At 59.6% G+C, this 24594-nt stretch carries 28 protein-coding genes and 1 pseudogene; 16 read left to right on the top strand and 13 right to left on the bottom strand.

Going from position 1 to position 24594, the window contains the following annotated elements; all coding sequences use genetic code 11:
• Nucleotides 1-7 precede the first annotated feature (7 nt).
• From DK874_RS11075 to DK874_RS11050, 6 genes are read left to right on the top strand one after another with little or no spacing between them, the layout of a single operon-like run.
• Nucleotides 8-1129: a catechol 2,3-dioxygenase gene (locus tag DK874_RS11075; protein WP_439144809.1), complete on the top strand. Its 1122-nt coding sequence runs from the start codon at nt 8-10 to the stop codon at nt 1127-1129.
• Nucleotides 1129-1788, top strand: a complete 660-nt coding sequence (locus tag DK874_RS11070; protein WP_114314087.1) for a GntR family transcriptional regulator — start codon at nt 1129-1131, stop codon at nt 1786-1788. Before DK874_RS11075 ends, DK874_RS11070 begins: the two co-directional genes overlap by 1 nt.
• Nucleotides 1785-2696 (top strand): DUF6282 family protein, encoded by a 912-nt coding sequence (locus DK874_RS11065; protein ID WP_114314086.1) that lies wholly within the window; start codon nt 1785-1787, stop codon nt 2694-2696. The genes DK874_RS11070 and DK874_RS11065 overlap by 4 nt, the downstream gene beginning before the upstream one ends.
• The gene (locus tag DK874_RS11060; protein ID WP_114314085.1) at nt 2693-3403 is read left to right on the top strand and encodes a PIG-L deacetylase family protein; all 711 of its coding nucleotides are present in this window, start codon (nt 2693-2695) and stop codon (nt 3401-3403) included. The genes DK874_RS11065 and DK874_RS11060 overlap by 4 nt, the downstream gene beginning before the upstream one ends.
• A 9-nt stretch (nt 3404-3412) precedes the next feature.
• Nucleotides 3413-4081, top strand: a complete 669-nt coding sequence (locus tag DK874_RS11055) for an RraA family protein (protein ID WP_114314084.1) — start codon at nt 3413-3415, stop codon at nt 4079-4081.
• Entirely contained in the window at nt 4074-4868 is a 795-nt protein-coding gene (locus DK874_RS11050; RefSeq protein ID WP_114314083.1) for an NAD(P)-dependent oxidoreductase, read from the top strand. Before DK874_RS11055 ends, DK874_RS11050 begins: the two co-directional genes overlap by 8 nt.
• Before the next feature lie 400 nt (nt 4869-5268).
• On the opposite strand, the pseudogene DK874_RS11040 reads toward DK874_RS11050, so the two are convergent.
• A pseudogene (locus tag DK874_RS11040) lies at nt 5269-5516 on the bottom strand (transposase); the annotation flags it as partial.
• A 107-nt stretch (nt 5517-5623) separates the two neighbouring features.
• Between DK874_RS11040 and DK874_RS11035 the strand changes: the two are divergent.
• Together DK874_RS11035 and DK874_RS11690 are read left to right on the top strand one after the other, a co-directional pair.
• Entirely contained in the window at nt 5624-6832 is a 1209-nt protein-coding gene (locus tag DK874_RS11035) for an ATP-binding protein (protein ID WP_114314082.1), read from the top strand.
• 225 nt (nt 6833-7057) lie between these two features.
• On the top strand, nt 7058-7198 hold the full coding sequence (locus DK874_RS11690; RefSeq protein WP_162798789.1) for a hypothetical protein: 141 nt from the start codon (nt 7058-7060) through the stop codon (nt 7196-7198).
• 41 nt (nt 7199-7239) lie between these two features.
• Here the strand turns inward: DK874_RS11690 and DK874_RS11030 are convergent, their stop codons facing one another.
• The 10 genes from DK874_RS11030 to DK874_RS10985 all read right to left on the bottom strand — a co-directional run bounded on the left by DK874_RS11030 (nt 7240) and on the right by DK874_RS10985 (nt 16475).
• Nucleotides 7240-8442, bottom strand: a complete 1203-nt coding sequence (locus DK874_RS11030) for a 4-hydroxybenzoate 3-monooxygenase (RefSeq protein ID WP_114314081.1) — start codon at nt 8440-8442, stop codon at nt 7240-7242.
• A complete protein-coding gene (locus tag DK874_RS11025; RefSeq protein WP_114314080.1) occupies nt 8435-8686 on the bottom strand; it encodes a dihydrodiol dehydrogenase in 252 nt (83 codons plus the stop codon). The genes DK874_RS11030 and DK874_RS11025 overlap by 8 nt, the downstream gene beginning before the upstream one ends.
• Nucleotides 8687-8697: 11 nt before the next feature.
• Nucleotides 8698-9210, bottom strand: a complete 513-nt coding sequence (locus DK874_RS11020; RefSeq protein ID WP_114314079.1) for an aromatic-ring-hydroxylating dioxygenase subunit beta — start codon at nt 9208-9210, stop codon at nt 8698-8700.
• A 10-nt stretch (nt 9211-9220) separates the two neighbouring features.
• Nucleotides 9221-10558: an aromatic ring-hydroxylating oxygenase subunit alpha gene (locus DK874_RS11015; protein ID WP_114314078.1), complete on the bottom strand. Its 1338-nt coding sequence runs from the start codon at nt 10556-10558 to the stop codon at nt 9221-9223.
• 10 nt (nt 10559-10568) lie between these two features.
• Nucleotides 10569-12023, bottom strand: coding sequence for an ATP-binding cassette domain-containing protein (locus DK874_RS11010; protein ID WP_114314077.1), 1455 nt, complete (start codon nt 12021-12023; stop codon nt 10569-10571).
• Nucleotides 12010-12963 carry a branched-chain amino acid ABC transporter permease gene (locus tag DK874_RS11005; protein ID WP_114314076.1) on the bottom strand — a complete coding sequence of 318 codons (954 nt, stop codon included), beginning with the start codon at nt 12961-12963 and terminating at the stop codon, nt 12010-12012. The genes DK874_RS11010 and DK874_RS11005 overlap by 14 nt, the downstream gene beginning before the upstream one ends.
• On the bottom strand, nt 12960-13823 hold the full coding sequence (locus DK874_RS11000; protein ID WP_114314075.1) for a branched-chain amino acid ABC transporter permease: 864 nt from the start codon (nt 13821-13823) through the stop codon (nt 12960-12962). The genes DK874_RS11005 and DK874_RS11000 overlap by 4 nt, the downstream gene beginning before the upstream one ends.
• Before the next feature lie 5 nt (nt 13824-13828).
• On the bottom strand, nt 13829-15019 hold the full coding sequence (locus tag DK874_RS10995; protein WP_114314074.1) for an ABC transporter substrate-binding protein: 1191 nt from the start codon (nt 15017-15019) through the stop codon (nt 13829-13831).
• A 98-nt stretch (nt 15020-15117) separates the two neighbouring features.
• Nucleotides 15118-16089: a catechol 2,3-dioxygenase gene (locus tag DK874_RS10990; protein ID WP_114314073.1), complete on the bottom strand. Its 972-nt coding sequence runs from the start codon at nt 16087-16089 to the stop codon at nt 15118-15120.
• Nucleotides 16089-16475 carry a carboxymuconolactone decarboxylase family protein gene (locus DK874_RS10985; RefSeq protein WP_205387583.1) on the bottom strand — a complete coding sequence of 129 codons (387 nt, stop codon included), beginning with the start codon at nt 16473-16475 and terminating at the stop codon, nt 16089-16091. The genes DK874_RS10990 and DK874_RS10985 overlap by 1 nt, the downstream gene beginning before the upstream one ends.
• 199 nt (nt 16476-16674) lie before the next feature.
• Between DK874_RS10985 and DK874_RS10980 the strand changes: the two genes are divergently transcribed.
• Genes DK874_RS10980 through DK874_RS10945 form a run of 8 tightly spaced genes read left to right on the top strand, consistent with a single transcriptional unit; the run spans nt 16675 to nt 22769 of the window.
• A complete protein-coding gene (locus DK874_RS10980) occupies nt 16675-17457 on the top strand; it encodes an IclR family transcriptional regulator (RefSeq protein ID WP_114314071.1) in 783 nt (260 codons plus the stop codon).
• Nucleotides 17430-18350 carry an acetaldehyde dehydrogenase (acetylating) gene (locus tag DK874_RS10975; protein WP_114314070.1) on the top strand — a complete coding sequence of 307 codons (921 nt, stop codon included), beginning with the start codon at nt 17430-17432 and terminating at the stop codon, nt 18348-18350. Before DK874_RS10980 ends, DK874_RS10975 begins: the two co-directional genes overlap by 28 nt.
• Nucleotides 18347-19390 carry a 4-hydroxy-2-oxovalerate aldolase gene (gene dmpG, locus DK874_RS10970; protein WP_114314069.1) on the top strand — a complete coding sequence of 348 codons (1044 nt, stop codon included), beginning with the start codon at nt 18347-18349 and terminating at the stop codon, nt 19388-19390. The genes DK874_RS10975 and dmpG overlap by 4 nt, the downstream gene beginning before the upstream one ends.
• A 3-nt stretch (nt 19391-19393) precedes the next feature.
• Nucleotides 19394-19588 carry a tautomerase family protein gene (locus tag DK874_RS10965; RefSeq protein ID WP_114314068.1) on the top strand — a complete coding sequence of 65 codons (195 nt, stop codon included), beginning with the start codon at nt 19394-19396 and terminating at the stop codon, nt 19586-19588.
• Nucleotides 19585-20280: a 2-keto-4-pentenoate hydratase gene (locus tag DK874_RS10960; protein ID WP_114314067.1), complete on the top strand. Its 696-nt coding sequence runs from the start codon at nt 19585-19587 to the stop codon at nt 20278-20280. Before DK874_RS10965 ends, DK874_RS10960 begins: the two co-directional genes overlap by 4 nt.
• A gap of 10 nt (nt 20281-20290) precedes the next feature.
• A complete protein-coding gene (locus DK874_RS10955) occupies nt 20291-21799 on the top strand; it encodes an aldehyde dehydrogenase (RefSeq protein WP_114314066.1) in 1509 nt (502 codons plus the stop codon).
• A 4-nt stretch (nt 21800-21803) separates the two neighbouring features.
• Nucleotides 21804-22580: a 2-keto-4-pentenoate hydratase gene (locus DK874_RS10950; RefSeq protein ID WP_114314065.1), complete on the top strand. Its 777-nt coding sequence runs from the start codon at nt 21804-21806 to the stop codon at nt 22578-22580.
• A 9-nt stretch (nt 22581-22589) separates the two neighbouring features.
• On the top strand, nt 22590-22769 hold the full coding sequence (locus DK874_RS10945) for a hypothetical protein (RefSeq protein WP_114314064.1): 180 nt from the start codon (nt 22590-22592) through the stop codon (nt 22767-22769).
• 473 nt (nt 22770-23242) lie between these two features.
• Here the strand turns inward: DK874_RS10945 and DK874_RS10940 are convergent, their stop codons facing one another.
• Both DK874_RS10940 and DK874_RS10935 read right to left on the bottom strand, forming a co-directional pair.
• Nucleotides 23243-23659: a HEPN domain-containing protein gene (locus tag DK874_RS10940; RefSeq protein ID WP_114314063.1), complete on the bottom strand. Its 417-nt coding sequence runs from the start codon at nt 23657-23659 to the stop codon at nt 23243-23245.
• Nucleotides 23634-23960 (bottom strand): nucleotidyltransferase domain-containing protein, encoded by a 327-nt coding sequence (locus DK874_RS10935; protein WP_114314062.1) that lies wholly within the window; start codon nt 23958-23960, stop codon nt 23634-23636. Before DK874_RS10935 ends, DK874_RS10940 begins: the two co-directional genes overlap by 26 nt.
• Nucleotides 23961-24594: the final 634 nt, after the last annotated feature.

Genomic DNA, 24594 nt, shown 5'->3' with positions numbered 1-24594 from the left:
AGGGTTCCTGGCTAAGATACGGGAGGGGTCGGTTCCCCAAGGTGTCTCAAATGTAGTGGCCAACCACAGATTGTTGACAATGTGGTTGACAGTATGGTATTTTGCGGCTGGAGGGAGGTGGGTAGTGGAACCGCAAGTGTCTCCTGGGGAGGCATTCGGTCGTTGGCCCTATGGGGACCTGGCGCATTTGGGCCATTTGGAGCTTCTTACTCCTTGCCTAGACAAGAGCCTTTGGTTCTTTACCGAGGTTATGGGCATGGGGGTGAGCGGTCAGGAGGGGGACTCCGTTTACCTTAGGGGGTGGGATGATTATGAATTCCACACCCTTAAGCTTACCGCGGCCAAGAAGCCGGGATTGGGCCATGTTGCCTTCCGCGTAAAGAGCTTGGAGGCCTTGGAACGCCGCGCCCAAATTCTCAAGGCCTCGGGGCTTGGAGAAGGTTGGAGGGAAGGGGACCTCGGCCATGGTCCATCCTACCGGTTTCGCACCCCCGATGGTCATCTCATGGAGATCTACTACGACACGGTCTGGTTTACCCCTCCTGAGAATGCTCGGCCAGCGCTCAAAAACCAAGCATCCCGCTTCCCTGCGAGGGGTGCCAATCTTCGTCGTTTAGACCATGTCAACTTGCTTGCGGCTGACGTGAGTGCTGTCCGGATATTTTTGGAGAATGTCCTGGGAATGAAGGTAACTGAACAGATCATCTTTCGTGATGGTACGGAGCAAGGCGCTTGGCTTACCACCAACAACAAAACCTATGATGTGGCCGTGACCAAGGACCATCTAGGGGCCAGGGGACGGCTTCACCACTTCACGTATGCCGTTGACAGCCGCGAGGAGGTGCTTCGGGCCGCTGACATTTGCCTGGAGTACGGGGTGTTTATTGAAACCGGACCCCACAAACACGCTATTCAGCAAACGTTCTTTCTCTATGTGTATGAACCCGGCGGATGTCGCTTTGAGATCGCCTGTCCGGGGGCCAGGCTTCTGCTGGCACCCGATTGGAAGCCTGTCGTGTGGAATGAGGAGGAGCGCAAACGGGGCCAGGCTTGGGGCCTAAAAACTGTGGAATCGTTCCACACGTATGGGGTGCCGCCGGTGGAAGACCCACGCAGGGGAGAAGGATAATGCCCACCGTAGAGAGACCTACAGAGGCGCAGCAGGCCTATCAGCAGATCCGCGAGGCTATCCTCCGGGGCGAGTTGCTCCCCGGGCAGCGACTGGTGGAAAAGGATCTGGCCGAAAGGTATAACCTGGGCCGGGCTGCCATTCGCAGTGCTTTAACAAGGTTACAGCAGGAAGGTTTGGTGGACAGTGAGGCGTATCGCGGAGCCTGGGTGCGTGTTGTGAGTGTGGAAGAAGCGCTGGAGATCCTCGAGGCCCGTATGGTTTTAGAGAGCCTAGCGGCAAGATATGCAGCCCAGAAGGCTGGGCCCAGGGACGTTGCCCGGCTTAACGAGATCCTGGAACTCATGAGGATCAAACTCCAGGAGGGGGATCTTCTAGGCATTTCTGAACTTAACTCCTTGCTTCATCAAACCCTGTTGGGGATTTCGGGTCACAAAACTGTTCAGCGCCTGGTAGAAGCCCTGCGTGCCCAGGTGGTGCGCCACCAGTTCCGCACCATCCTGGTTCCGGGACGTTCACAGAGGTCATTGGAGGAGCACCAAAGAATTGTAGAGGCCGTGGCGGCACACGATGCTGAAGGAGCTGAGAAAGCCATGCGGGTTCACTTGGAGGGGGTCATTGCTGCCTTGCAACAGGCTAGTAGGGGGGTGGATGTATGACGCCAAGCGATTGGGCGCGGGCTTTGGTGAAGGGTAGCTATGACTTGCACGTGCATGTGGAGCCGGATCTGCTTCCGAGGAAGACGAACGATCTCCACCTTGCCCGAGGGTTTTTGGCCTTGGGGCTCAAGGGTTTTGTTCTCAAGTCTCACTACGTGCCCACGGGTGAGCGAGCAGCGGTTATTCGCCAGGTTGTGCCAGGGGTGGAGGTTATTGGGGCCGTGGTTCTCAACCATAGCGTGGGGGGGCTTAATCCCCTGGCGGTGGAGGTGGCTGCCCGTTCAGGAGCCAGGTTCGTTTGGTTACCCACAGTGGATGCCGCAAACGAGTTGCGTGAGGTATCACGGCTGCCGTATGAGGGCCGTCCCCAGTGGGCTAGACTTCAGGACGAGTTGCGCAGTGCCGGCCTACTTCCTCCGCCCATTGAAGTGTTGGATGCTTCAGGGCGAGTAAAACCTGAGGTGAGGGCTATTTGTCGTGTGGTTGCTAAGCACGGCATGGTCTTGGCTACAGGCCATCTTTCAAGAGGGGAGATCTTGAAGGTTGTGGAGGTTGCGCTCGAGGAGGGGGTTCGCAAGTTGGTGATCACACATCCCGACTATCCTACGCAGGACCTACCCCTGGCGGACCAGAAGTTTTTGGCGGCACAGGGGGTATTCCTAGAACGTTGTCTGGCCCCTTCCTGGACAGGAAAGGTACCTTGGGATAAGCTCTTTACCACCATCCGCAATGTAGGAGTGGAACAGAGCTTCCTCTCAACGGACTTGGGTCAGCCGAAAAACCCTCCGGTGGAAGATGGCCTGGCGCTCTTTGCGGATAGGCTTCGAGAGGCGGGTTTCAGCGATGAGGAAATCAAGCACATGGCGGTAACCGTTCCCACCTATTTGGCCAGGGGAGGAGAAGCATGAAGCGACTTCTGGTGGTGAGCGCCCACGCGGCTGATTTTGTCTGGCGCGCGGGTGGGGCTATTGCGCTTAGCGTGTCTCAGGGAGGGGAGGCGTTTGTAGTGGCACTAAGCTATGGGGAAAGGGGCGAGTCGGGGGAGCTTTGGAAGGAGCCTGGACAGACCTTGGAGAGGGTAAAGGCCATTCGTCATGAGGAAGCAAGCCGAGCGGCGGCGATTTTGGGGGCAAAGTTGATTCCCCTAAATCTAGGAGATTATCCCTTACGAGTGGATGATAGGGTGATTGACCAGCTTGTGGGTATCATGGTGGAAATCGCCCCGGATATCCTCATCACCCACCCTCCAAGGGATCCCTTTAATCCTGACCACCCTGTGGCCTACGAGGCCACCGAGAAGGCCCGACAGCTGGCCACTGGTTCGGGTGTGGCCAGTGCCTTTAAGACGGTACGCCCCCCCGAGTTTCTCTTCTTCGAGCCTCATCAACCTGAGCTTTGTGGGTTTGTTCCCAACGTCTTCTTAGACATCACCCCCGTGTGGGAGAAGAAACTTGCTGCCATGGAAGTTTTCGCTTCCCAGGCTTATCTTCGGAAATATTACTCTGAGCGGGCTGAGCACAGGGCCAACCATGCCCGGAGAATTTCCGGGCTTGCGGATATTAAGCGGGCGGAGGCCTTTCAGCGTGTTATACCCCAGGTGGTAAGGAGCCTCTAGGGGGTTAAGATGTTGACGGCATCAGAGGTACGAGAACTCGCGGAACTTGGCTCCGCCACGGTGTATGAAGCTGCTGGTCGCCAGGGATTGGTAGAGGCTTCGTTCCTTCGTCTTATCCCGGGATCCCGGGCAGCAGGGCCTGCTCTTCCGGTTCTGTGCGCGCAAGACGATAACCTGGCAGCTCATGCTGCCATGGCTGTGCTCCAGCCTGGTGAGGTTGTAGTCCTAACCATGCCTATGGCTAAACCCGTAGCCTTGGTGGGAGAGCTTCTTGCCACACAGGCTAAAGCCCGCCAAGCGGCGGCACTCTTGGTGGATGGTGCGGTTCGGGACGGTGACGAGCTGGTGGCCCTGGGTTTGCCCGTCTGGGCACGGTGGTTAAGTCCGAGGGGTGCCAAGCGAGAGAATGTGCTGGGTATAGGCGTACCGGTAGTTCTTGGCGGGGTGCAGATTCGCCTTGGCGACTATGTGGTTTTGGATGGGGATGGAATAGTGGTGGTTTCTAGGGAGCGAGCCCGGGAGGTGCTGCAACGGGCCCGGGAGCGGGTAGAGCGCGAGGCCAAGCTTAGAGAGCTCTTTGCCCAGGGTAAGCTTTCCCTTGACATTTATGGCCTTCGAGAAAAGGTGGAGGGTGCCCTGGCTCAAGCGCAGCGTCTCCGGGAGGAACCAGATGGGTAAAGGGTTGAGGTTTGCCATTTTGGGCCTGGGTGAGGCGGGGTCGGCTATCGCCAGGGATCTGGTTGCCCGGGATGCGGTGGTCTTGGGGTACGATCCGGCTCCTGGAAAAGGCGTTGCCGGGGTACCCATGATGGGCAGCGAGGCGGAGGCGGCGGCAGGTGCGGACGTGGTTCTTTCGGTTAACTGGGCCAGGGTAGCCCTTGATGTGGCCAAGAGGGTGGCGCCTGTATTGAAGCCGGGGCAGATATACGCGGACCTGAACACAGCCTCGCCAAAGATAAAGAGGGCGCTGGCTGATGTCATTGCACCTACTGGTGCCCTCTTTGTTGATGTTGCCTTGATGAGTCCAGTTCCTGGGAAGGGTCTCTCCACATTTTCTTTGGCTTCAGGACCTGGGGCAAAGAGCTATGCCGATGTCCTTATTCCCCTAGGAGGAACAGTGGAGGTGGTGGGCGAGGAGGCTGGTCTTGCCGCTACTCGGAAGCTTTTGCGAAGCGTCTTTTTTAAAGGGATGGCTGCGGCAGCAATGGAAGCCCTTGAGGCGGCAAAGCGGCTCGGCCTTTGGGATGAGGTTCACAACCACATTGCCAAGACCCTGGGTGAGGCTGATGAGTCCTTGGCCATTCGCCTTGTGGAAGGAAGTTTACGCCACGCACACAGGCGTTGGGAGGAGATGATGGCCGCTGCAGAACTCCTTGAGGAACTGGGTGTTGAACCTCTCATGACCCGGGCAGCAGCGGCGCAGCTGGCTGCACTGCGGGCAGAAGTCACGGATGCTTTGGTTTAATGGCGATCTGTGAAACATAACAGAAAATCCGGGGTGAGCGAAGAGCGGTTAGAGGAAAGAGGGGGTGTGGGGGAGCTATAATCCGCCGGTTTTCAATCCGGGGATACATGGACTCCCCTGTGGGTGCCGGAGTACACCTGCCCCCAGTGCGGGACTCACCTACACCGGGACGTGGCTGCAGCACGGAACATCCTGGCCAGGGCTCGGGTCAGCCCGCAGGGCTATCTTGCCGGAGCCCGCGGGGACAAGGACGGCATGGGCCGTCCCGTGAGAACCGAGGTCACGGGCGGTCACGGGCGAAGCCCGTACCTTGCAGCCCCGCTCTTCAGAACGGGGAGTCGTCACGAGGGCGATTTCCACTTCCCCCTTGCGGATAAGTCGTTATGGGTACCTGCTGGTTGGTGGGAAGCAGCCAGAAGCCTGCACCTGCCTCCCTCCGCAAGGGGTGACGCCCAAGGCCGCGTACACGGCCGCCCTCTCCACCCCTACCCCCTCCCGGAGCACCTTCAAGAAGAAGCCGTCAAGATAGACAAAAGCCATTTCCTCCGGTAATGGCCTTTGGGCGAGGGCCTCGGCTCCCCTCAGCACCGGATCCCTGATGGCGCTGATGGTCTCGTGGAAGTAGCGGTGGCCCAGGAGCAGGCCCATCGCCGGAACCTAGCCTTCGGCTCACCGGGACCCCCGGGCCCGCTCCATCTGCAAAATGGTCATCTAATGACCAACTGTTAGTCACAAGGTGGTAAACTTGTAGCCGTATGCTTCCCCGCCTTCTGGAACCCCGGCTTCGGCGGCTCCTCGAGGTCCTCCCCGCCGTGTTCCTGGCCGGTCCCCGTCAGGTGGGGAAGACCACCCTGGCCCTGAAGCTGGCCAGGGAGTGGGGCCTGGACTACCGAACCCTGGACGATCCCACGGAACTGGCGGCCGCCCGGGAAGACCCCAGGGGCTACGTGGAGGGCCTTTCCCTACCTGCGGTTCTAGACGAGGTACAACGCGCCCCGGAGCTTTTCCTGCCCCTAAAGCTCCGCCTGGACCGGGAGGGAAGGCCAAAGGCCCTCCTCCTCACGGGATCGGCCAACGTCCTCCTCCTGCCCAAGGTGGCGGACACCCTGGTGGGTCGGATGGCCGTGGCCCGCCTCCTTCCCCTGGCCCAGGCGGAGCTGGAGGGGAGGGGGGGAGGCTTCCCCGGGCTCCTCCTAGCCTTGGCCCAAGGCCAAACCCCACCCCCTCCCCCACCCCTTGGGGACCTGAAGGAGCGGGTGGTGCGGGGAGGCTTCCCCCGGGCCGCCCTGGGGCCCGATCCTGGGGAGTGGTTCCGGGCCTACCTGGACACCCTCCTCTCCCGTGACGTGAGGGAACTGGCCCAGATTGAAAGGCTCCACCAACTACCCGGGCTTCTCGCCCTCTTGGCCGCCCGCCAGGGGGGGCTCCTCAACCTGGCCGCTCTCTCCCGGGAGGTTGGCATACCCCACCCTACGCTGAGGCGGTACCTGTCCCTCCTGAAGGCCCTCTATCTGCTGGCCGAGCTTCCCCCCTGGAGTACCAATCTGGGCAAGCGCCTAGTAAAGGCCCCCAAGGTGTACCTGGTGGACTCGGGCCTGGCCGCCCATCTCCTGGGGCACCCTCAGGTTCGCCTGGAAGGAGCCCTTTGGGGCCACCTCCTGGAGGCCTTTGCCGTGGGGGAGGTGCTCAGGCTGCAGGCGGCCCATGAAGGCTTTCGCGCCTTCCACTACCGGGAGGCGGGGGGGTTGGAGGCCGACCTCCTCCTGGAGTTCCCCCAGGGGGTAGTGGTCCTGGAGGTGAAGGCCAAGGCCACCCTGGGCTCCCAGGATTTCGCCCCCTTGGAGCGGATCCGGAGCCGGCTTGGGGAGAGGTTCCTGCTGGGAGGCATCCTCTACGGGGGGGAGAAGCCCGTGGCCTTCGGCAAGGGCCTAGTGGCCCTGCCCCTCAGCTACCTGTGGCTGTGACGGGCGGAAGGCGCTGAAGGTGTGACGCAAGAGGGCGGAGGCCGACCAGCGGGGAGCCCAGGAGGCATAGCGGGGAGGCGGGAAGGCGGATAGGAACCACGCCTCTATCCCGGGGCCACCCACCCCTCAACCATAACCCCCGCCCGAAAGCTCCTCCCAGGGAGGTGGCGGCGGATCGAGGATGAGGAGCTTCGGGGGCTCCTCGAGGGGACCAGGGCCCTTCCCATGGCGGGAGAAGCCCCCAGGGAGAGGCGGCTTGCCCACCTGGAAGGGCTGGGCTACCGGGAACCCGGGCCCACGAACCTTGAGGAGGCCTCGAGGCTCATCGTCGAGCAACTGGGGAGGAACAAGAAGCCCAACGCGTGACGGCTCCCGTTCTTCAGAAGGGGGAGTCGTCACTTGGGGGCCTAGCCAGGGGGAGACGGGAAAGCTACCGCATAGCGCCCACTCGTATAAACGCCCACGTAGTTTTCGGCAAGGAACCGTTGAACATGGGGGCTTTCCACGAGATGACGAAGGTTTGCGAGGCGGATTTGCTCTTCAAAAGGATCGGGGAGGGTGTGAAGCAATTTGGTCATCCAGTAGGAAAAGAGCTCTGCCTGCCAAATGTGGCGGCGGGCCGTTTCCGTGTAGCTGGCAAGAAGCGTTTCGTCCCTGTCCCGATAGTAGGCTAGCAAGGCCCGATAGAGTACCGCCACGTCGCAGAAGGCTAGGTTCATCCCCTTGGCTCCCGTGGGAGGCACCACGTGGGCAGCGTCTCCCACCAAAAAGACTCTACCGTGTTGCATCGGTTCGACCACCAGGGAACGCATGAGGGTTAAGCTTTTCTCTAGGATAGGGCCGGGCGTAAGCTGGGCTACACCTCCTAAGCGCAGATTGAGCTCTTCCCATATACGCTCCTCTGGCCAGGTTTCCAGGTTCTCCTCTGGGCTTACCTGGAGATAGTTCCGAGCTAGGGAAGGGGAGCGCATGCTATACAAAGCAAAACCTCGTTCGTGGCTGGCATAGATGAGTTCGCTTGCTGCAGGGGGAGTCTCAGCTAGGATTCCCAACCAGGCGAAGGGGTACGTTTTCTGGTAAATCCGGAGTCCAGGAATCCATTCTCGGAATCGGCTATGGGATCCATCCGCTCCTACCACGAACTCACAGAGGAGTTCCCCTTCCTCACCCCCAGGTCCTCGGTAGATGAGGATAGGGTTTTGCTCCAGCTGTTTTAGATCCACCACCTCGTGCTCAAAGAGGATCTCTCCACCCGCTTGCAAGTGGTGGTTGATCATGTCCCGTACCAGATACTGCTGGCCATAAACCCAGATCCCTTGGCCCACAAGGGTAGCGAAGTCAATTCGGTGCAGGCGGCCATTGAGGGCGATGTAAATGCCCCTGTGCTCGAGGCCCTCGTGAAGCATGCGATCGCCGACGCCTGCTTTCAGGGCAATCTCCTTGGTGCCCCACTCCAGGACCCCTGCGCGTATACGGTGAGGGCTTGTTTCCAGGTACTGGCGGCTTTTGGCCTCGAGGACTACCCCATCCACCCCCGCTTGCCGGAGGAGGTGAGCCAGGAGCAGGCCCGCTGGGCCAGCGCCCACAATCCCCACCTGTACTCTACGCATCTCCACCTCCGAACAGGACCAGATCGGAAAGGGGGTGTACGTCTACTCCCTCTTCCTCAGGCCCGTATGGGGTGTGTAGTAGCCGAGAAAAGGTGTCCACCGTTTGCCAGGTAAGGGCTTCCAACTCCAGGGGATCCAGGTCGATGCTGTAGCCAAGCCGGGGGGAGGTAATGCGGAGGCGTTCCCCGTTCCGGGTCCGGATCTTCTCCACAATGACCGTTGTAAACTCGTTGCTTAAAGTCATCTAGGAGCCTCCTATAGGAAGAAGCTTAGGTTATGGGTTGGCAATGTGGAATGATCCAGGATGACCAACCTTTTAGCCAGCTTCCATGACCCATTCTGCTTGCGGAGAGTATCGTGCCTTTCTGCGGAGAGGAAGGTAAAGTCAGGCTGATCCCAGCGGCTACGGAACACCAAGACGTAGGATCGAACCTCTACTTCCTCCCCGAGGGGCGTGTGGCGAGGTTCGCCTATCCGCACGTTGGTAACAAAGTGGCGGAGCCGGGAGGGGGGATCTTCGGCCCAGGCAAAACCGGTTTCCAAGCGGGCTACGCGCATCTCCAAGGAAGTCCGGTCCTCATCGAGGTGGAACATCTGCTCACTGATTCCGCTATGGCCGCCTTGGGGGAGGCGTTCCCGCGTTAGGCGTACCGGCACCCGGTACAGAATATCCTCCGTGAGGAGGTCCAGCCACTCGCGGTAGCGGCCCTCGTCTAGGAGCTCCGCTTCGCCATAGAGAAAGTCCAGGATCTCCTGAGTGAGGTTCATCGCATCCCCTTTAGTCCAGCATGAGTTCCAAATAACGGCGATAGAAGTTGCGGAGGTTTTCGTCAGTGAAGTTAATGGGATAAGCCACGCCCGGGCCGGGCCAGTTGGGGTCGGGAGCCACGCCTCGGCCCATCTGGTAGTTGAAGAGCACCCTGCGGCCAAGGGTACTTCCAGCGTTACGCGCCACATGCGACCAGATCTCGGTGTCGTCCTGCTCGAAAGTTCCTGAGGACCCGAAGAACCTCATGTAGGAATGGAGGGCCTTTTCTTTGAACCATTCGGGAGCATCCTTTTCCACTAGGCCCCAGGAGACCACCTCGATACGCCCAGGCCCTAAGGGATGCCAGACCCGGAAGGTAAGCATGGGCACGGGTTTTGGGTACAAGTGGTCGGGTTTGCGGATGGGGTTATGCAAGGAGAAATTGGGGAAGAGGGTGATGAGGAAAATCCTGGTCTCCTTTGCCACTTCCCAGTGCGTCCGGGTGGGATAAGAGGTCTTGGCTCGCTCCATCATCTCCTCTGGATACCCCCAGAAGGGAGGAAGTTTGGCTCCTGGAGGGCCTCCGACCACCATGGTTCCATGTCCCTTGCCGGGTATATGGATTTGTTCCCCGTACATGGCGTATTTGGCGTCACGGGGAGCGATGCCGAGCTCAATGAGGCTCCGGTGGGTCATCAGGGTGTGGTAGCTATCGCTGATGAAGGTTTCCAGAGCCAGCTTCCAGTCCGTGTTTACCACAAAGCGTTGGGGAGGGCCCAGGACCTCGAGGCCTGCGTGGCTTCGCTTGGTGACCAGCTCCAGGTACCAGGATGCGTCTCCTAACCATTCTTTAAGGGAGGGAGCCTCCGGGCTCAGATTGCCGAAAAGGAGGCCGTCAAACTCTTCTAGCTTAGGGATGGGAAGAAGGCTCCAGTCTGCTTTGGAAAAGCCTTCCCCAAAAGCCTCGCGCTCCGCAGGTACCCCCACCAGGGCGCCATCGTTGCGGTAAGTCCAGCCATGGAAGGGACAGCGGAAGTGGCTGGCATTGCCTGCTTCTGCTCGGCACACTCGCATTCCGCGGTGGCGGCACATATCCAGGAAGGCGCGGACTTGGCCGTCTTCGCCCCGGACGACGATGAAGGCGTTGTCTAGTATGTACCTGAGCACATAATCCCCGGGGCTTGGGATTTCTGAGGTGTGGGCTAGGAAAATCCACGAACGAGAGAAGATTTTTTCCTTCTCGCGTTCGAAAATCTCCGGGTCGTTGAATATTCCTGCTGGCAGAAGCCCTTGCTCCAGCCCCGTGGCCAACTCTTCCAGAAGTTCGCCCAGTCTGGAAGACCCTCCTACGATCTTACTCCAAGGCATTCCCCACCTCCTAAACCCCCAAGTACCTTTGTAGGACAGAGCTGCTAGCCTCTCCTGGCCTACCTTCCCAAACCAGCTCGCCGTGTTCCAGGATGTAGACCCTATCCGCTACCGATAGGGCCATGTGTACGTTTTGCTCAGCGAGCAGAACCGTTTCTCCCTCGGCCTTCAACGTGCGTACCACCTCAGCCACCTGGCGCACCATGAGGGGAGAAAGCCCCTCCGTGGGCTCGTCCATGAGAACCACGGTAGGGTTACGCAACAGAGCACGGGCGATGGCCACCATCTGTTGCTCGCCCCCAGAGAGGGCGCGGGAAAGGGTCTTACGTCGCTCGGCTAAGTGCGGGAAGACCTCTAGAATGCGCTCTACATTCCAAGTACTGCGGTTTGTCCGGGAAGCCAGGCGAAGCTCATCCTCCACGGTAAGGCCTTCAAACATCCGCCGCCCCTGAGGGACCAGGGCTAGCCCTAGTTCGGCCCGCCTGTGAGCGGGAAGATGGTGGATGGCTTGAGAATCCAACCGTATCTGCCCACCTTGAAGCGGGATAAGACCCATGATGGCTGAAAGCAAGGTGGTCTTGCCCATCCCGTTGCGACCAAGGAGGGCCACGACCTCCCCTTGCCGTACCTCGAGGCTAATGTTGTGCAACACCCGCATGCCCCCATAGCCCGTGCTGAGGTCAACAACCTGGAGTACGGTCCGGCCCGCGTCAGGTCTAACAGGCTCGGTTGTAGCAAAGTCCGTTCCTACGTAGATCTCTTGGACCTGCGGATTTGCGCGCACCTCCTCAGGGCTTCCCTCGGCCACCACCTGGCCATAGTGGAGTACGCTCACCCGGTGGGCAAAACTCAGGGCATAGTCCAGGTCGTGCTCTACCAAGAGCACGGTAATGGTGGGGTCTAGCTCCTGGATAAGGCGGCCGATCCGTTCCCTTTCGGCTCCGGAGAGGCCAGCCAGAGGTTCGTCCAGGAGCAGCAGGCCAGGACGTTGGGCCAGAGCCATGGCGATCTCCAGCTGGCGCTTCTCTCCATGGGATAGGGTCCCCGCAGAATCGGAGGCCCTTGAAAGCAAGCCGACTTGATCGAGAACCTCCTCCACACCCTGTTCCCGATGCAGGGGTTGGGCAAAGGCATGGCTCTTGCCCTGTGCGGCCTTTATGGCTAGGGCGACGTTTTCCCAAACGCTGAGGTCGGGCAAAATGCTGGAACGTTGAAAGGTGCGTCCTAGGCCCAACCGGGCTATGTGCTCCTGGGACCGGCCCGTGACATCTCGGCCAAAGAGGATTACCCGGCCCCGGTTGGGCTTGAGTTCCCCGGAGATGAGCTTGAAGAGGGTGCTTTTACCCGCCCCGTTAGGACCTATGATTGCCCGTCTTTCGCCCGAGGCCACGGTTAGGCGGACGCCTGCCAGGGCCAAAATACCTCCAAAGGCCTTGGTGATGTTGTCCACCCTAAGCGCTTCCACGGTTCCCTCCGAGCTTACGCTCTAGAAGGGGCCAGATCCCTTCACGAGCAAACAGGACGGTTCCTATAAGTAGGAGCCCCACGAAAAGCCCCCAAAGCTCGCTGAAGGAACTGACCCAGGCCTGAATAAGGGTGTAAAGCAAAGCCCCAAACGCTGCCCCAAAAAGGCCGCGACTGCCGCCGAGGAGTACCATAACCATCAGGGTGGCGGAAGTGATCCAGAAGAGGTCGTGTGGGCTAACGAAGGTACGATGTAAGGCCAAACCTGCCCCGGCTAGGCCAGTGAGGAAAGCGGCAAGTACGTAAGCCCAGAGCTTGAAGTAAAAGGTGGTAACCCCTAAGGACCGAACCTTCTCCTCATTCTGTCGGATGGCCTCGAGGGTCTTCCCGAAGGGCGTGGCGAGAAGAAAGCGCAAGAGTACAATCACCAAGAAAAGCAGCACAACGGCTGCAAGGTGCATGAGGGCTGGGCTCAGAATGTTTCCTGGGAGGCTTAGGCCATCGTCTCCCCCGGTTACACTGGCCCATTTGTGGGCCACGGAGTAAACCATCTGACCGAAGGCCAGCGTGAGCATGAGGATGAAGATTCCGTGCGTGCGGAACAGGAAGATTCCGGTAACGAAAGCGTAGAGGCCAGCTAACAAGGGAGCCAAAATTAAGCCGACTACAAGAGGGAGGCCTGCCTTTAAGGAAAGGCCCAAGGTGTAGGCGCCGATGCCAAGGAAGGCGGCTTGCCCCAGGGAGGGAATGCCTCCGTGACCGAGTAAAAAGCTTAGGGCGACGGCGGCGAGGCCTAGGATAGCGGCTTCCGTGGCCAGGTATAGGGTATACCCTTGAAAGAGCAGGGGCAGGACGAAAAGGCCGACGAGGGTTACCCGCACGAGAGACAAGGAGAGGTCTTTCTTCCCCATGGCCCTCCACTTGGGCAACCAAGCCATCATGCCATCCTCCTTCCTAAGAGCCCTTCTGGTCTGAAGGCCAGGACCAGAGCCATTAGGCCGAAGATGAGGAACATCGCCGCTTGAGGCAAGAAAAGCTTTCCAAACCCGTCAACGATTCCAACCAATAACGCACCCCAGAAAGCTCCCTCGATTCTTCCTAAGCCCCCGATGACCACCACGATTAGGGCCAAAAGGGTCATCTGGGCATCCAATCCCGGGGCTAGAGCGATTAGCGGCGCACCTACTACCCCGCCCAGCCCGGCCAAGGCCGTACCAACGCCAAAGGTCACAAGGCTGATTTGCGCGGGTGGAATACCTAGGGCGCTGGCTATGCTGGGATCTGCGGTTACGGCCCGGACTTTGATGCCCAAGGGGGTCTTAACTAGGAGCATCCGAACGACAATAAAGGCCACGATACCTAAGGCTAAGACAAACAGGGGATACTTGGGATAGAGAAGAGGGCCTAGAAAGATGGGTCCCGACAGTTCTGGAGGAGGCGCTACGGAGCGAATGGAGGCTCCGAAGAATGCGCGAAGGAGGTCAGCGATCACGAACCCTAGGCCGATGGTGAGAAGAACCTGCTCCAACTCCTTCCCGTGCAATCCCCTTAGAAGGAGGCGTTCTACCAGTAACCCCAGGAGCCCAGTACAGAGAGGTACCAGAAGAAGGGACAACCAGAAGTTGTTCAAAGCACCGCTAACTAATAAACCCAGGTAGGCTCCGAGCATGTAGAAGGCGCCATGAGCGAGGTTAATTACCCGGGCTACCCCGAAGATGAGTGAGAGGCCTAGGGCCAAAAGGAAGAGCAGCATTCCGAAGGCCAAGCTGTTCAAGAGCTGGGTCAGGAGAAGGAGGGCCATGGTTCTTATTTCCCCGGGTCTCGTATAATGCCAAGGTCAGCCAGGAGGCGATTGGTGAGGATGCCATCAATCCGTGCCACCTCGCGGGCATAAACGTGCTGGGTCGCGTTGTTGGTCTCGGGGTCAATTTGCACAAACCCTCGGGGACTAATAATTTTGGCACTTTTGAAGGCGTTAACCAGGCGGCTTTTGTTGCCCAGATCCCCTTGGACAGTGTTGATGGCGTCCACGATAAACTGCATGGCGTCGTACCCGCGCACGGCAAAGTGGTTGGGAATCCCACCGTATTTCTGTCGATAGGCTCTTATAAACTCCTTGTTGGCAGCGTTATTGAGGGTGTAGACCCAGTGGTCCCCGCTCTTGGCCCCTATGGCTGCGTCCCCAATGGCCTCGAGGACATTTTCATCCGTTACCTCACCGCTTACGGCTAGCTGTATCGTGCGGTTTAGGCCGAACTGAACAAATTGGCGCATGAAGATTACCGCATCGCTCCCGGAAAGGACAGCGTGGACCGCTTCGGGCCTGGCAGCCGCGATGCGGGAGATCACCGCACTGTAGTCGGTGCTCCCGAGGGGAGAATACAACTCACCTACCACCTCCCCTCCTGCAGCCAAAAAGCTCTCCTTGAAGGCTGCTGTGGCCTCTTTGCCGAAAGCGTAATCCAGGGCCAGGAGGAAGACCTTTTTCCCCACGTTTTTTGCGACCCATGGACCCATGGGGTAGTGCTGCTGCCAAGCGCTGATAGAGGTTCGGAAGATGTAAGGGCTACGTCGTTCGCGGGTGATACCGTTGGCTGCGGCATTGGCCACCACGAGGGGAATTTGGCGTTCATGAATGTAATCACGAATAGCGTAAGCGGAAGAGGACAGAATGACGCCGGTGAGAAGGTTAACTCGGTCCTGCTCTACCAGCTTGCGTATTTTGCGCACAGCCACGGCAGGGTCGGCTTCCTCATCCTCTTTCAGCAGCTGGATGCGCCTGCCCCCTGCCTGGTGGTTCACTTTTTCCAGATACAACTCCATGCCTTTGGTGATCTCCTGCCCCAACCGGGCATAAGGACCGGAATAGGACAGCACTACCCCAATGCGAACGGGCTCATCGCGCTGGGCTATCGCAAAGGAGAAACGAGAGGAAGCCGCCAGCCCTACCAGTCCGATGCCTGCCTTTACCACCTGCCTACGATTTACCTTGCCCATTGCCCGCCTCCCTGGCTGTAGTTGTTCGACCTTACCTCACCCGGCCAGAGATTGTCAACAATCGTGTCTACTTTTTGCTCCAAGCCGATCTCATGCATTTACACCCCGGCTTTTTCCCGAACGGGGGGTGTCCCGTAAGTGTAGAAGGTGCTAGGAAGTTGGCCGCCAAACCAAATGGTGCTCTTTTCCAAATCGTTGAGGTTGCTCACGTCCCAAACCACCGTTTTCCAGGTGGGATCAAAGATCAGGTAGCCGGTGTCCCCGAACAACTCCACCCGGGTACCGCCGGGCTCGAATACGTACATGAAGTAGGCTTGAGTGGTGCCGTGTTTGCCCGGGCCAGCCTCAATGCGAATGTCGTATTCCACGCAGAGGTCCGCCAGGTCCATCAGGTGCTGCGGATAGCCATACCAGAAGGCAATGTGGTGGAAGCGGCCTTTAGACCCCGTGGCGTCGCGCATAAGCCCGATCTCATGGACTAGGGGGCTCACGGAAAGCCAGGCTCCCAACTCCTCCCCTTCACCTCGTACTTTCTGCTCCCGCAGCTTAAAGCCCAGCACCTCCTGGAAAAAGCGGCGGTTGGGAGTGACCTCGTGGCAGAGGCAGTTCACATGGTCCAGCCGACGGACAGGGATGCCCCGGAGGGGCCGCTTGGAAGGGCGATTTTTTAGTTTGCTCGATTTTTCTGGAGGGGCCTCGTAGTATTCCACCTCGAAGAGGAGCTCCATCCGGTGTCCGTCTGGTGTACGAAAGCGGTAGGCGGGTCCATGGCCGAGATCACCCTCGGTCCATCCTTCTCCTAGCCCTGTTCTTTCCAAGCTCTTTACCCGTCTCTCCAGGGCCTCGGGGGTGGCCGTGCGCCAGGCAATATGGCCCAGGCCTGGCTCCTTGGCCTCGGTGATTTTCAGGGTGTGGTGGTACCAGTCCTCGTAGGCCCGAAGGTAGACGGACTGCCCTTCCCGGGCTGTTTCCTCTAGGCCCAAGAGTTCCTTGAAAAACCAGAGGCTTCCTTCCGGGTCTGGGGTGTAGATCTCCGCATGCGCCAGCTGAACCACGTCAAACCCTTCCATCAAAGCCTCCCTTCCTCCTCCATGCGAAGGATTTCTTGTATCACTTCCGCTCCTCGGTTGGCCGCGGGCAGGCCCCTGAAGAGGAAGGCTAGCCCTACCACCGCATTGAGCTCCTCATACGTGGCACCTGCCCTTCTGGCAGCTATGGCGTGCAGGCGGGCAGCGTCAGAGAGATCCATGAGGAGCATGCCGAAAAGCATGAGCTGGGCAGTCTTGACATCGAAGCACTTGGGATACATCAATCTCGCCCGCAACTCCTCCTGCATCCGTAGGGTTTCTGGGTCCAGGCGGGCTAGGAGGTCGGTGCGGGCTTGGATTCTAGGAGGCACGAAGCCGATGAGTTCTCGGTAACGTTCCCGAAGGTTTTTCAACTCCTCCTCGGACATTTGCACGGGTGGTTTGGGCACTTTGACCAACCTCCTTATCCCGCTTACCTGGGCGGTGTGTGGCGTTTGCCCCTAACATAAATGGAAGCTTAAACCCGCACAAGCCAATCGTTCGGATATAGCGAACAAGACGTTCGGCTATGCTGAATAAGCCTATCGTCCCGTGGGGAGTTGCCCGTTACTCTCGGAGGTGAGGCCCATGCTCGGAACGGTGCAAAAGGTGGGCGAGGTTTTGGAGCTTTTCACCCGGGAGAACCCGGAGTGGGGGGTGAGTGAGGCGGCGAAGGCGTTGGGCATCCCTAAGTCCAGTGCCCACGCCCTGCTTTCCACCTTGGCGCAGATCGGCCTTCTCAAGCGGGGCCGGGACGGGCGGTATCGTCTGGGCTGGCGCATCCTTACCCTTTCCCAGGTTCTTCTCTCCACCAGTTCCTGGCGGCAGGAAGCCCGGAGGGCCATGGAGGAACTGGTAGCCCGCTTTGGCGAGACCACGCATTTGGCGGTTCTAGAATGCGGGCGCGTGGTCTATGTGGAAAAGCTAGAGGGTACCCGGGCGGTTCGGGTGGTCAATACAGGGATTGGGATGGAACTTCCTGCCCACTGTAGTGCGGTTGGTAAGGTGCTCTTGGCCTCGCGACCCTGGGAGGAGGTGGAGAGGATCATGGCCACGCAGGGTATGCCGGCCTTCACCCCGAACACCATCACCACCTTGGATGAGCTTTTTACGGAGCTCGAGGCGGTGAGGGAGCGGGGATATGCCTATGACATCGAGGAGGTCATCCCAGAGCTCTGCTGCGTAGCCGCACCCATCCGCGACCATACCGGGGAAGTCATCGCAGCCATGAGCCTTTCGGTACCCTTTTACCGCTTTCAACAGATGAAGGACGAGTACCGCAAGGCTATTCTCGAGGCCACCCGCACGGTGTCCGAGCGCTTGGGTTACATGGAGGACGGGGTATGGGCAAGGTCAAGGTGGCGATCCTAGGTTCCGGAAACATCGGTACGGACCTGATGTATAAGCTTCTCAAAAACCCAGGGCACATGGAACTGGTGGCCCTGGTGGGAATCGACCCCAAATCCGAGGGCCTGGCCCGGGCGAAGGCCCTGGGCCTCGAGGCCAGCCACGAGGGAATCGAATACATTCTGGGGAGGCCTGAAATTCGCATCGTTTTTGATGCCACCAGCGCCAAAGCCCACGTGCGCCACGCCAAGCTCCTAAGGGAATTCGGGAAAATCGCCATCGACCTTACCCCTGCAGCCAGGGGTCCTTATGTGGTACCGCCCGTGAACCTAAAGGAGCACTTGGGCGAGGATAATGTCAACCTTATTACCTGCGGTGGGCAGGCCACGATTCCCCTGGTTTATGCGATCCATCGGGTGGCTCCGGTGCTCTATGCGGAGATGGTGTCCACCGTGGCCTCGCCTTCCGCAGGCCCAGGAACGCGGCAGAATATAGACGAGTTCACCTTTACCACGGCAAAGGGCCTAGAGGCGATAGGAGGTGCCCAGATGGGGAAGGCCATCATCATCCTTAACCCGGCGGATCCTCCCATCATCATGACCAACACCGTTCGGACTATTCCCCAAGATGAGGATTTTGACCGGGATACGCTGGTGGCCAGCGTGCGAGCCATGGAGGCCGAGGTGCAGACTTACGTGCCGGGTTACCGCCTGAAGGCGGACCCTGTTTTTGAGCGCCTCCCCACGCCCTGGGGGGAGAGGACCGTAATCTCCGTGCTTTTAGAGGTGGAAGGGGCAGGGGACTTTCTGCCCAAATATGCAGGAAATTTGGATATCATGACTGCCTCGGCTCGGAGGGTAGGCGAGGTTTTTGCCCAGTACCTCCTGGGGACGCGGGTGGAGGAGGTGGTGGCATGATCTTTGATCTTTCCCAGGCCAGACCTCCGGTGGTGGTGGACACCACCCTGCGGGATGGTTCCCATGCCCACCGGCACCAGTACACCCAGGAAGAGGTCCGGGCCATCGCCCAGCTCCTGGATGAGGCAGGGGTCCATGCCCTAGAGGTGTCCCACGGGGATGGTCTTGGGGGGAGCTCAATTCAGTACGGTTTCTCTCGGGTCAGCGAAATGGAGCTGATCCGCACGGTGCGGGAAACAGTGAAAAGGGCTAAGGTGGCGGCTCTCCTCCTACCGGGGATCGGCACCCGGAAAGAACTCAAGGAAGCCGTTGAAGCGGGCATTCAAATCGTGCGCATCGCCACCCAGTGCACCGAGGCGGACATTTCCCAACAGCACTTCGGCATGGCTAAGGAGTTGGGCCTCGAGGCGGTGGGTTTCCTCATGATGAGCCACATGCGCTCCCCAGAGTTTCTTGCGGAGCAGGCCCAACTCATGGAGGAATACGGGGCCGACGTGGTCTACATCGTGGATTCCGCCGGGGCCATGTTGCCCCAAGATGCCTACCAACGGGTGAAGGCCCTTAAGTCGGCGCTTACTCGGGCTAGGGTGGGTTTCCATGCGCACAATAACCTGGGTCTGGCCATCGGCAACACCCTGGCGGCCTTGGCGGCAGGAGCCGATTGGGTGGATGGTACCCTGAGGGGTTATGGGGCTGGGGCGGGCAATGCCGCCACCGAGGTGTTGGCAGCCGTCCTGGACAAGGCAGGCCTAAACCCGGGTCTGGACGTGTTCAAGCTGCTGGACGGGGCAGAGTACGTGATGGGGCCCATCCTCCACTTCCAACCTTATCCCGACCGGGACTCCATTGCTATTGGCTACGCTGGGGTTTACTCCACCTTTCTCCTCCACGCCAAGAGGATTGGTAGGGAGTTGGGCGTGGATCCCATGGCGATTCTCCTGGAACTGGGCCGCAGGCAAGCGGTGGCTGGACAAGAGGACTGGATCTTGCGTGTGGCCCTGGAGCTTAAGGAAAAGGAAGTGGAAGTCGTCGCGGATTGAGACATGGTGGTGCTCAAGGTGACCCTTCTGGAAGGTCGCTCCCTGGAAAAGAAGCGGGAGCTGGTTAAACGGCTTACGGAGGTGGCCTCCCGCATTTTATATGAGCCCCATGAGGAGGTACGGGTGATCCTGTACGAGGTCTGTAAGGATCAGTGGGCTGCAGGAGGAGTCCTCTTGTCCGATAAGGAGGGGGCGTGACCCTTTTGGATGCCATCCGTCAGGCACGGCGCGAGTCCAGGCCTCTGCAGGGCGGGCAGGATTGGGGCGTGAGTCTTGAGGAGGCCTACCGGATCCAAGAGGCCCTATTCCCGGGTCCTCTGAAAGGGTTCAAGCTGGGCCTGGTTTCTGAGGCCAAACAGCGGCAAATGAAAGCCTCCGAGCCCATCTTTGGTAGGGTCCATCCGGGCATGCTCCTGGAGGAGGTGGTCCTGTCGCACTTCCTTCAACCTCGCGTGGAGCCGGAAGTGGCTTTGGTGCTTAAGGAAGACCTTCCTCCTGGGAGTTCCCCGGGGAAGGCCTATCGGGCCATTGGGCGGTTTTTCCTTGCGGTGGATGTGTTGGACTCGGTTTGGGAGGGCTACCGCTTTACCCTGCCCGAAGTGGTGGCGGACAATGCCTCCGGAGGTGGATTTATCGTGGGCCTCAGGGCCTATGGCCGGCTTCCCCGGGGGGACTTACGCCTTTACCTTAACGGGGAGAAGGTTACGGAAGGCCCGGTGGAGGCCCTGGGGGATCCGGGGGAGAGGCTTTCCTGGTTGGCTGGACGGGTGGGAGGGCTAAAGGCGGGCCAGGTGATCTTTCTCGGCTCCCCGGCGCCGGCGGTACCTCTGCACAAAGGGGTCCTAGAGCTTTTCGGGGAAGGAAGTATTGTTCTGGCGTGGATAGGGTAGGAGGCGGACAATGGTGGAACCCAAGCTGTACAAGGAAACGCAGGACCGGCTCGCGGCTTTAGGTTTTCCCCTCTTTCTGCCCCTGGAGGTGACCCACTACATCGGCGGGGAGTTTGTGCGCGGCGACAACCGGTTTCCCGTAATCTATCCGGCCACTGGGGAAGTAATTGGCACTGCCCCAGAAGGGCGGGGGAAGGAGGTGGAAATGGCCGTGGCGGCAGCTATGGAGGCCTTCCGTACCTGGGGTAAGATGCCCCCCAGCCAAAGGCGCCCTTACCTTCGCCGGTTTGCGGAGAAAATCCGCGAGTACAAACCGGTCTTTGAGGTTATCGAAAGTCTGGATGTGGGCCGGCCCATCCACGAAAACCGCTTGGGTTATGTGGATAGAATGGCCAATAACATAGAGTTTTTTGCGGACTTTGCGGTCACCCATGGGTCTGAAGCCTATCCCATGGAAAATGGCTATATCAACTACGTGTTGCGCTTTCCCGTGGGTGTGGCAGCCCTGATCACTCCTTGGAACATGCCCAGCATGTTGGCCACTTGGAAGATTGGGCCCACCCTGGCTTTTGGTAATACCGCTGTCCTAAAGCCGGCGGAGTTTACCCCGCTCGGAGCCTGGCTTTTGGCCCGCTGTGCCCACGAGGCAGGGCTTCCCCCAGGGGTGTTCAACGTAGTGCACGGTTTCGGTCCCAACTCTGCTGGAGAGCTTCTCACCCGGCACCCGCAGGTCCGCCTCATCTCCTTTACGGGGGAAACCACCACGGGTAAAGTGATCATGAAAAATGCCTCGGATACCTTGAAGCGCTTGTCCATGGAGCTGGGGGGGAAGGCACCCAACATTGTCTTTGAGAGTGCCCATCTGGACCGGGCAGTTGAGGTAACCCTAAGGGCCAGCTTCTTTAATCAAGGAGAGGTTTGCCTGGCGGGTTCCCGTGTGCTTGTGCAGCGTTCCATCTACGATGCCTTCCTGGAGAAGTTGGTTCGAGCGGTCAGGGCCCTGAAGGTGGGGGATCCCCTGGATCCGGAAACCCGCATGGGAGCTCTGATCGCCGAGGAACACTTGCAAAAAGTAATGTCTTACGTGGAAATCGCCCGGGAAACCGCCACCATTCTGACCGGAGGCAAGCGACCGGATCTTCCGCATCCCTTCGACAAGGGATTCTTCCTGGAGCCCACGGTGGTGGTGAATGTAAAGCCCTCGGACCAGGTGTGCCAAGAGGAGATTTTTGGCCCCATGGTGGTGGTGATGCCCTTTGAAACGGAGGAAGAGGCCATAGAACTGGCTAATAACACGCCTTATGGCCTTAACGCCATCGTGCAAACCCAGGACGTTGGGCAAGCGGTTCGGGTGGCGGAGGCCCTCGAGGTGGGGACGGTTTGGATCAACGATTGGTTCGTGCGGGACCTTAGGGTGCCCTTCGGTGGGGCCAAACAATCGGGCATCGGCCGTGAGGGAGGGCATTACGGTTACGAGTTCTACTACGAAACCAAAAACGTGTGCATAGCTAATCGGTGAAGCCATGGATGCGCAGGCTTTCGCCAGGGAGTTGGAAGAGGCTTGGGAGAATAGGAGGCCGGTACCTCCCCTTTCGGAACGGGGTTTGCGTGGCCTCGAGGCGGCCTACCGGGTGCAGGAGGCCTGGAACTCCATTCGCCTAGCCAAAGGGGATAGGGTGGTGGGGCGAAAGATTGGACTTACCTCCAAAGCGGTGCAGGCCCAGTTAGGGGTGGACCAGCCGGACTTTGGCAACCTGTGGGCCAGCCGCTTCCTGGGAGTCGGGGGAAGAACGGAGGTGCCCTTTGACCTCTTCCTGCAACCCAGGGTCGAGGGGGAGCTGGCCTTCTTGATCGGTCGGCGTCTGGAGGGGCCAGGTGCAACACCCCAAGAGGTGTTGGCGGCTACGGAAGCGCTGGCCTTCGCCATTGAGATTGTGGATAGCCGCATTGCTGAATGGCGCATTCGCATCGAGGATACGGTGGCGGACAATGCCTCGTTTGGAGCGTTCGTGGTGGGATCCTGGGAAATGAGTTTGCTGGAGGAAGACCTATCTACCCTAGGGCTAGTCCTTTACCGGAATGGGCAGATGGTTGCCCAAGGGGTGGGGGCTGCCTGCCTGGGGCATCCAGCAAGGGCCGTGGCATGGTTGGCCAACACCCTCGGCGCCTACGGTGTGTTCTTGGAGCCTGGGGATGTGGTGATGTCGGGTGCCTGGGCCCCTGTGCAGGTGGCAAATCCAGGGGATCTTTTCACCTTGATGGGGACCGGAGGCAGGTCCCTCACCTTGCGGTTCACGTAGGAGGTGGCCATGCCTTTGCTGGAGGTGCTGGTGGCGCGTGAGAGGCCTCTTACCCGGGAGGAAAGGGAGTCTCTAAAACAGGAGGTAGAGGCTGTCTTTCATGAAGTTCTGGGTACACCCGCAGGTCGACTAAGGGTGATCGTTGTTGAAGACATAGCTGACACTGAAAAGCCTTCGTTGCCCAGATAGGGGCCATGTCAAGGTCTGTGTGTCACCCCAAGTTGTCACCTACCCTTGCCCTAGCCTCGGGGGTCCAAAAGAAGTGCTGACCGTTCTGTTCTACTACCCTCTCACACCGATTCCTGCATCCTAGGCCACCACCTCCATCATCTCCCCAACACCCCCTCCGCCGGCTGCGGCTCAGGGGAATAGGGAGGGAGGAGGAGAGGCCGCACCTTGGGATGAAACAGACCACCCCGCCCGGTCCAGCACCGCCCAGGCTGCTTCCCAGTCATGTCGCGTTTTTTGTGGGTTTCTCTTCCGCGTCCCAGAGCGGGCTATGGGATTGACATAAACGATAATAGCCTCTCCCATCCTCGTGGAAAATCCACGAGTGCTCCGCAGATATTCTGCGACGCCAGCGCAGGCGGAGGGGCATCCGTCTGCGTCCCCCCTCCGGTCAAAGGGGGCCCCTGGGCCACCTCCGCCACAGGGGAGGCCATTCAGTTTCCCTCCGCAAAGGCTTGCCGAACCTGGGCAAGAAGGACCTGGGCATGGGCTAGGGCTTCCTCCGCCTCCTCCCGGGTGTAGGCCTCTTTGGGGATCAGCCCGGGAAGGGCATCGGGATAACGGGTGGGGATATAGAGCTTATCCAAGGCGAGGGCCAAAGGGAGAAGGGGCTGAAGCCTTGTTCCCCACTCTCCGGGTAGGTCCCGCACCAGCCGGGTAAGGCTGTGCCCCCAGGGATCCAAGCCCAGGGCAAACCAAAGGCCTTTCAGGGCCTTTTCCCCCGCCTGCTGGGCCATAAAGGCCGCCTGGGCATGCTTACCCACCTCCAAGAGTATCCTGCCCGCCTCCAGGTCGTCCTCCGCCTGGAGTAGCCAGCGCTCCCCTTCAAGCCGCCTCTTTTCCACGCTCATAGAGGGGCACCGCCTCCTCGAGGACCCCCTGTAAAAAGGGGAACTCCTTTCTCTCGGCCAGCTCCTCTGGGGTGAGGACCAGGGCCTCCACGGGCCAGGGCGCATCCTGAAGAAGCTCCAGCACCAGCCCGATTCGCTTCAGGGGCGGCAGAGGGGTGCGGGCCACCACCAGAAGGTCCAGGTCGGAGCGGGCATCCGCAGTCCCCCGGGCATGGGAGCCGAAGAGGTAAAGGGCTTCCAGGTCCATGGCCTCCCGAAGCCTGCGCACCGCCTTGTCTAGGTAGGAAGCCAGGGCCTCCACGCCCTCAGTGTAACCCAGGGGGCTACAACCGTTCCGTGGCTCATGGTCATCTACTTCGCCCTGGCGGGCTTCATAGATGACTGGCCTCTTCCTGCTTCGACGACCGGGTGCTCGTAGACCGGGGCCAGTCCCGTTGCGCCGCAGAGCCAGATTCCCATAGGTTCCGCCACCGCCAGGTGCGGGTGGAGCCTTTGGCGTGCCCTGAGGGTCTGGCGGAGGTGCGCCCCGTGCTCCTTCGGGATCACCTAGTGGAAGGCTGGGGGGTTTACGGCCAGGTGGTCATGGAGGATGGGCGCTTTCGCTCCTTCTCCTGGATACCCCGCCTCCAGCCAGACCGGGCGCGGCCCTTTTGCCCGCCTAGGGACAGGCCCCTGGCCCCTTGAGGACTGCCCCCTTGTGTGGTCAAGAAGGCCCCACAGCCCACGCTCTCCCTTATCGGCCTAGTCGCAATCCCCTTGACCCCAACCTTACCGCCGAAGTGGCCCAATCCCTCATGGAGTTTACCCAGGAAAAGGGGAGTAAGTGGTATTACCCTGACCTGAGGGTTATTAACGGGAAGGCCCCCGATGGGTTGATTTGCGCCCCTAACTTTGTACACCATGCTCCTTTCTTGCATGTGAACCCCCAAAAGCCT

Origin of the sequence: Thermus caldifontis, from assembly GCF_003336745.1 — a bacterium.
Lineage (GTDB): Bacteria > Deinococcota > Deinococci > Deinococcales > Thermaceae > Thermus > Thermus caldifontis.
This window is presented reverse-complemented; position numbering and strand designations above follow the sequence as displayed.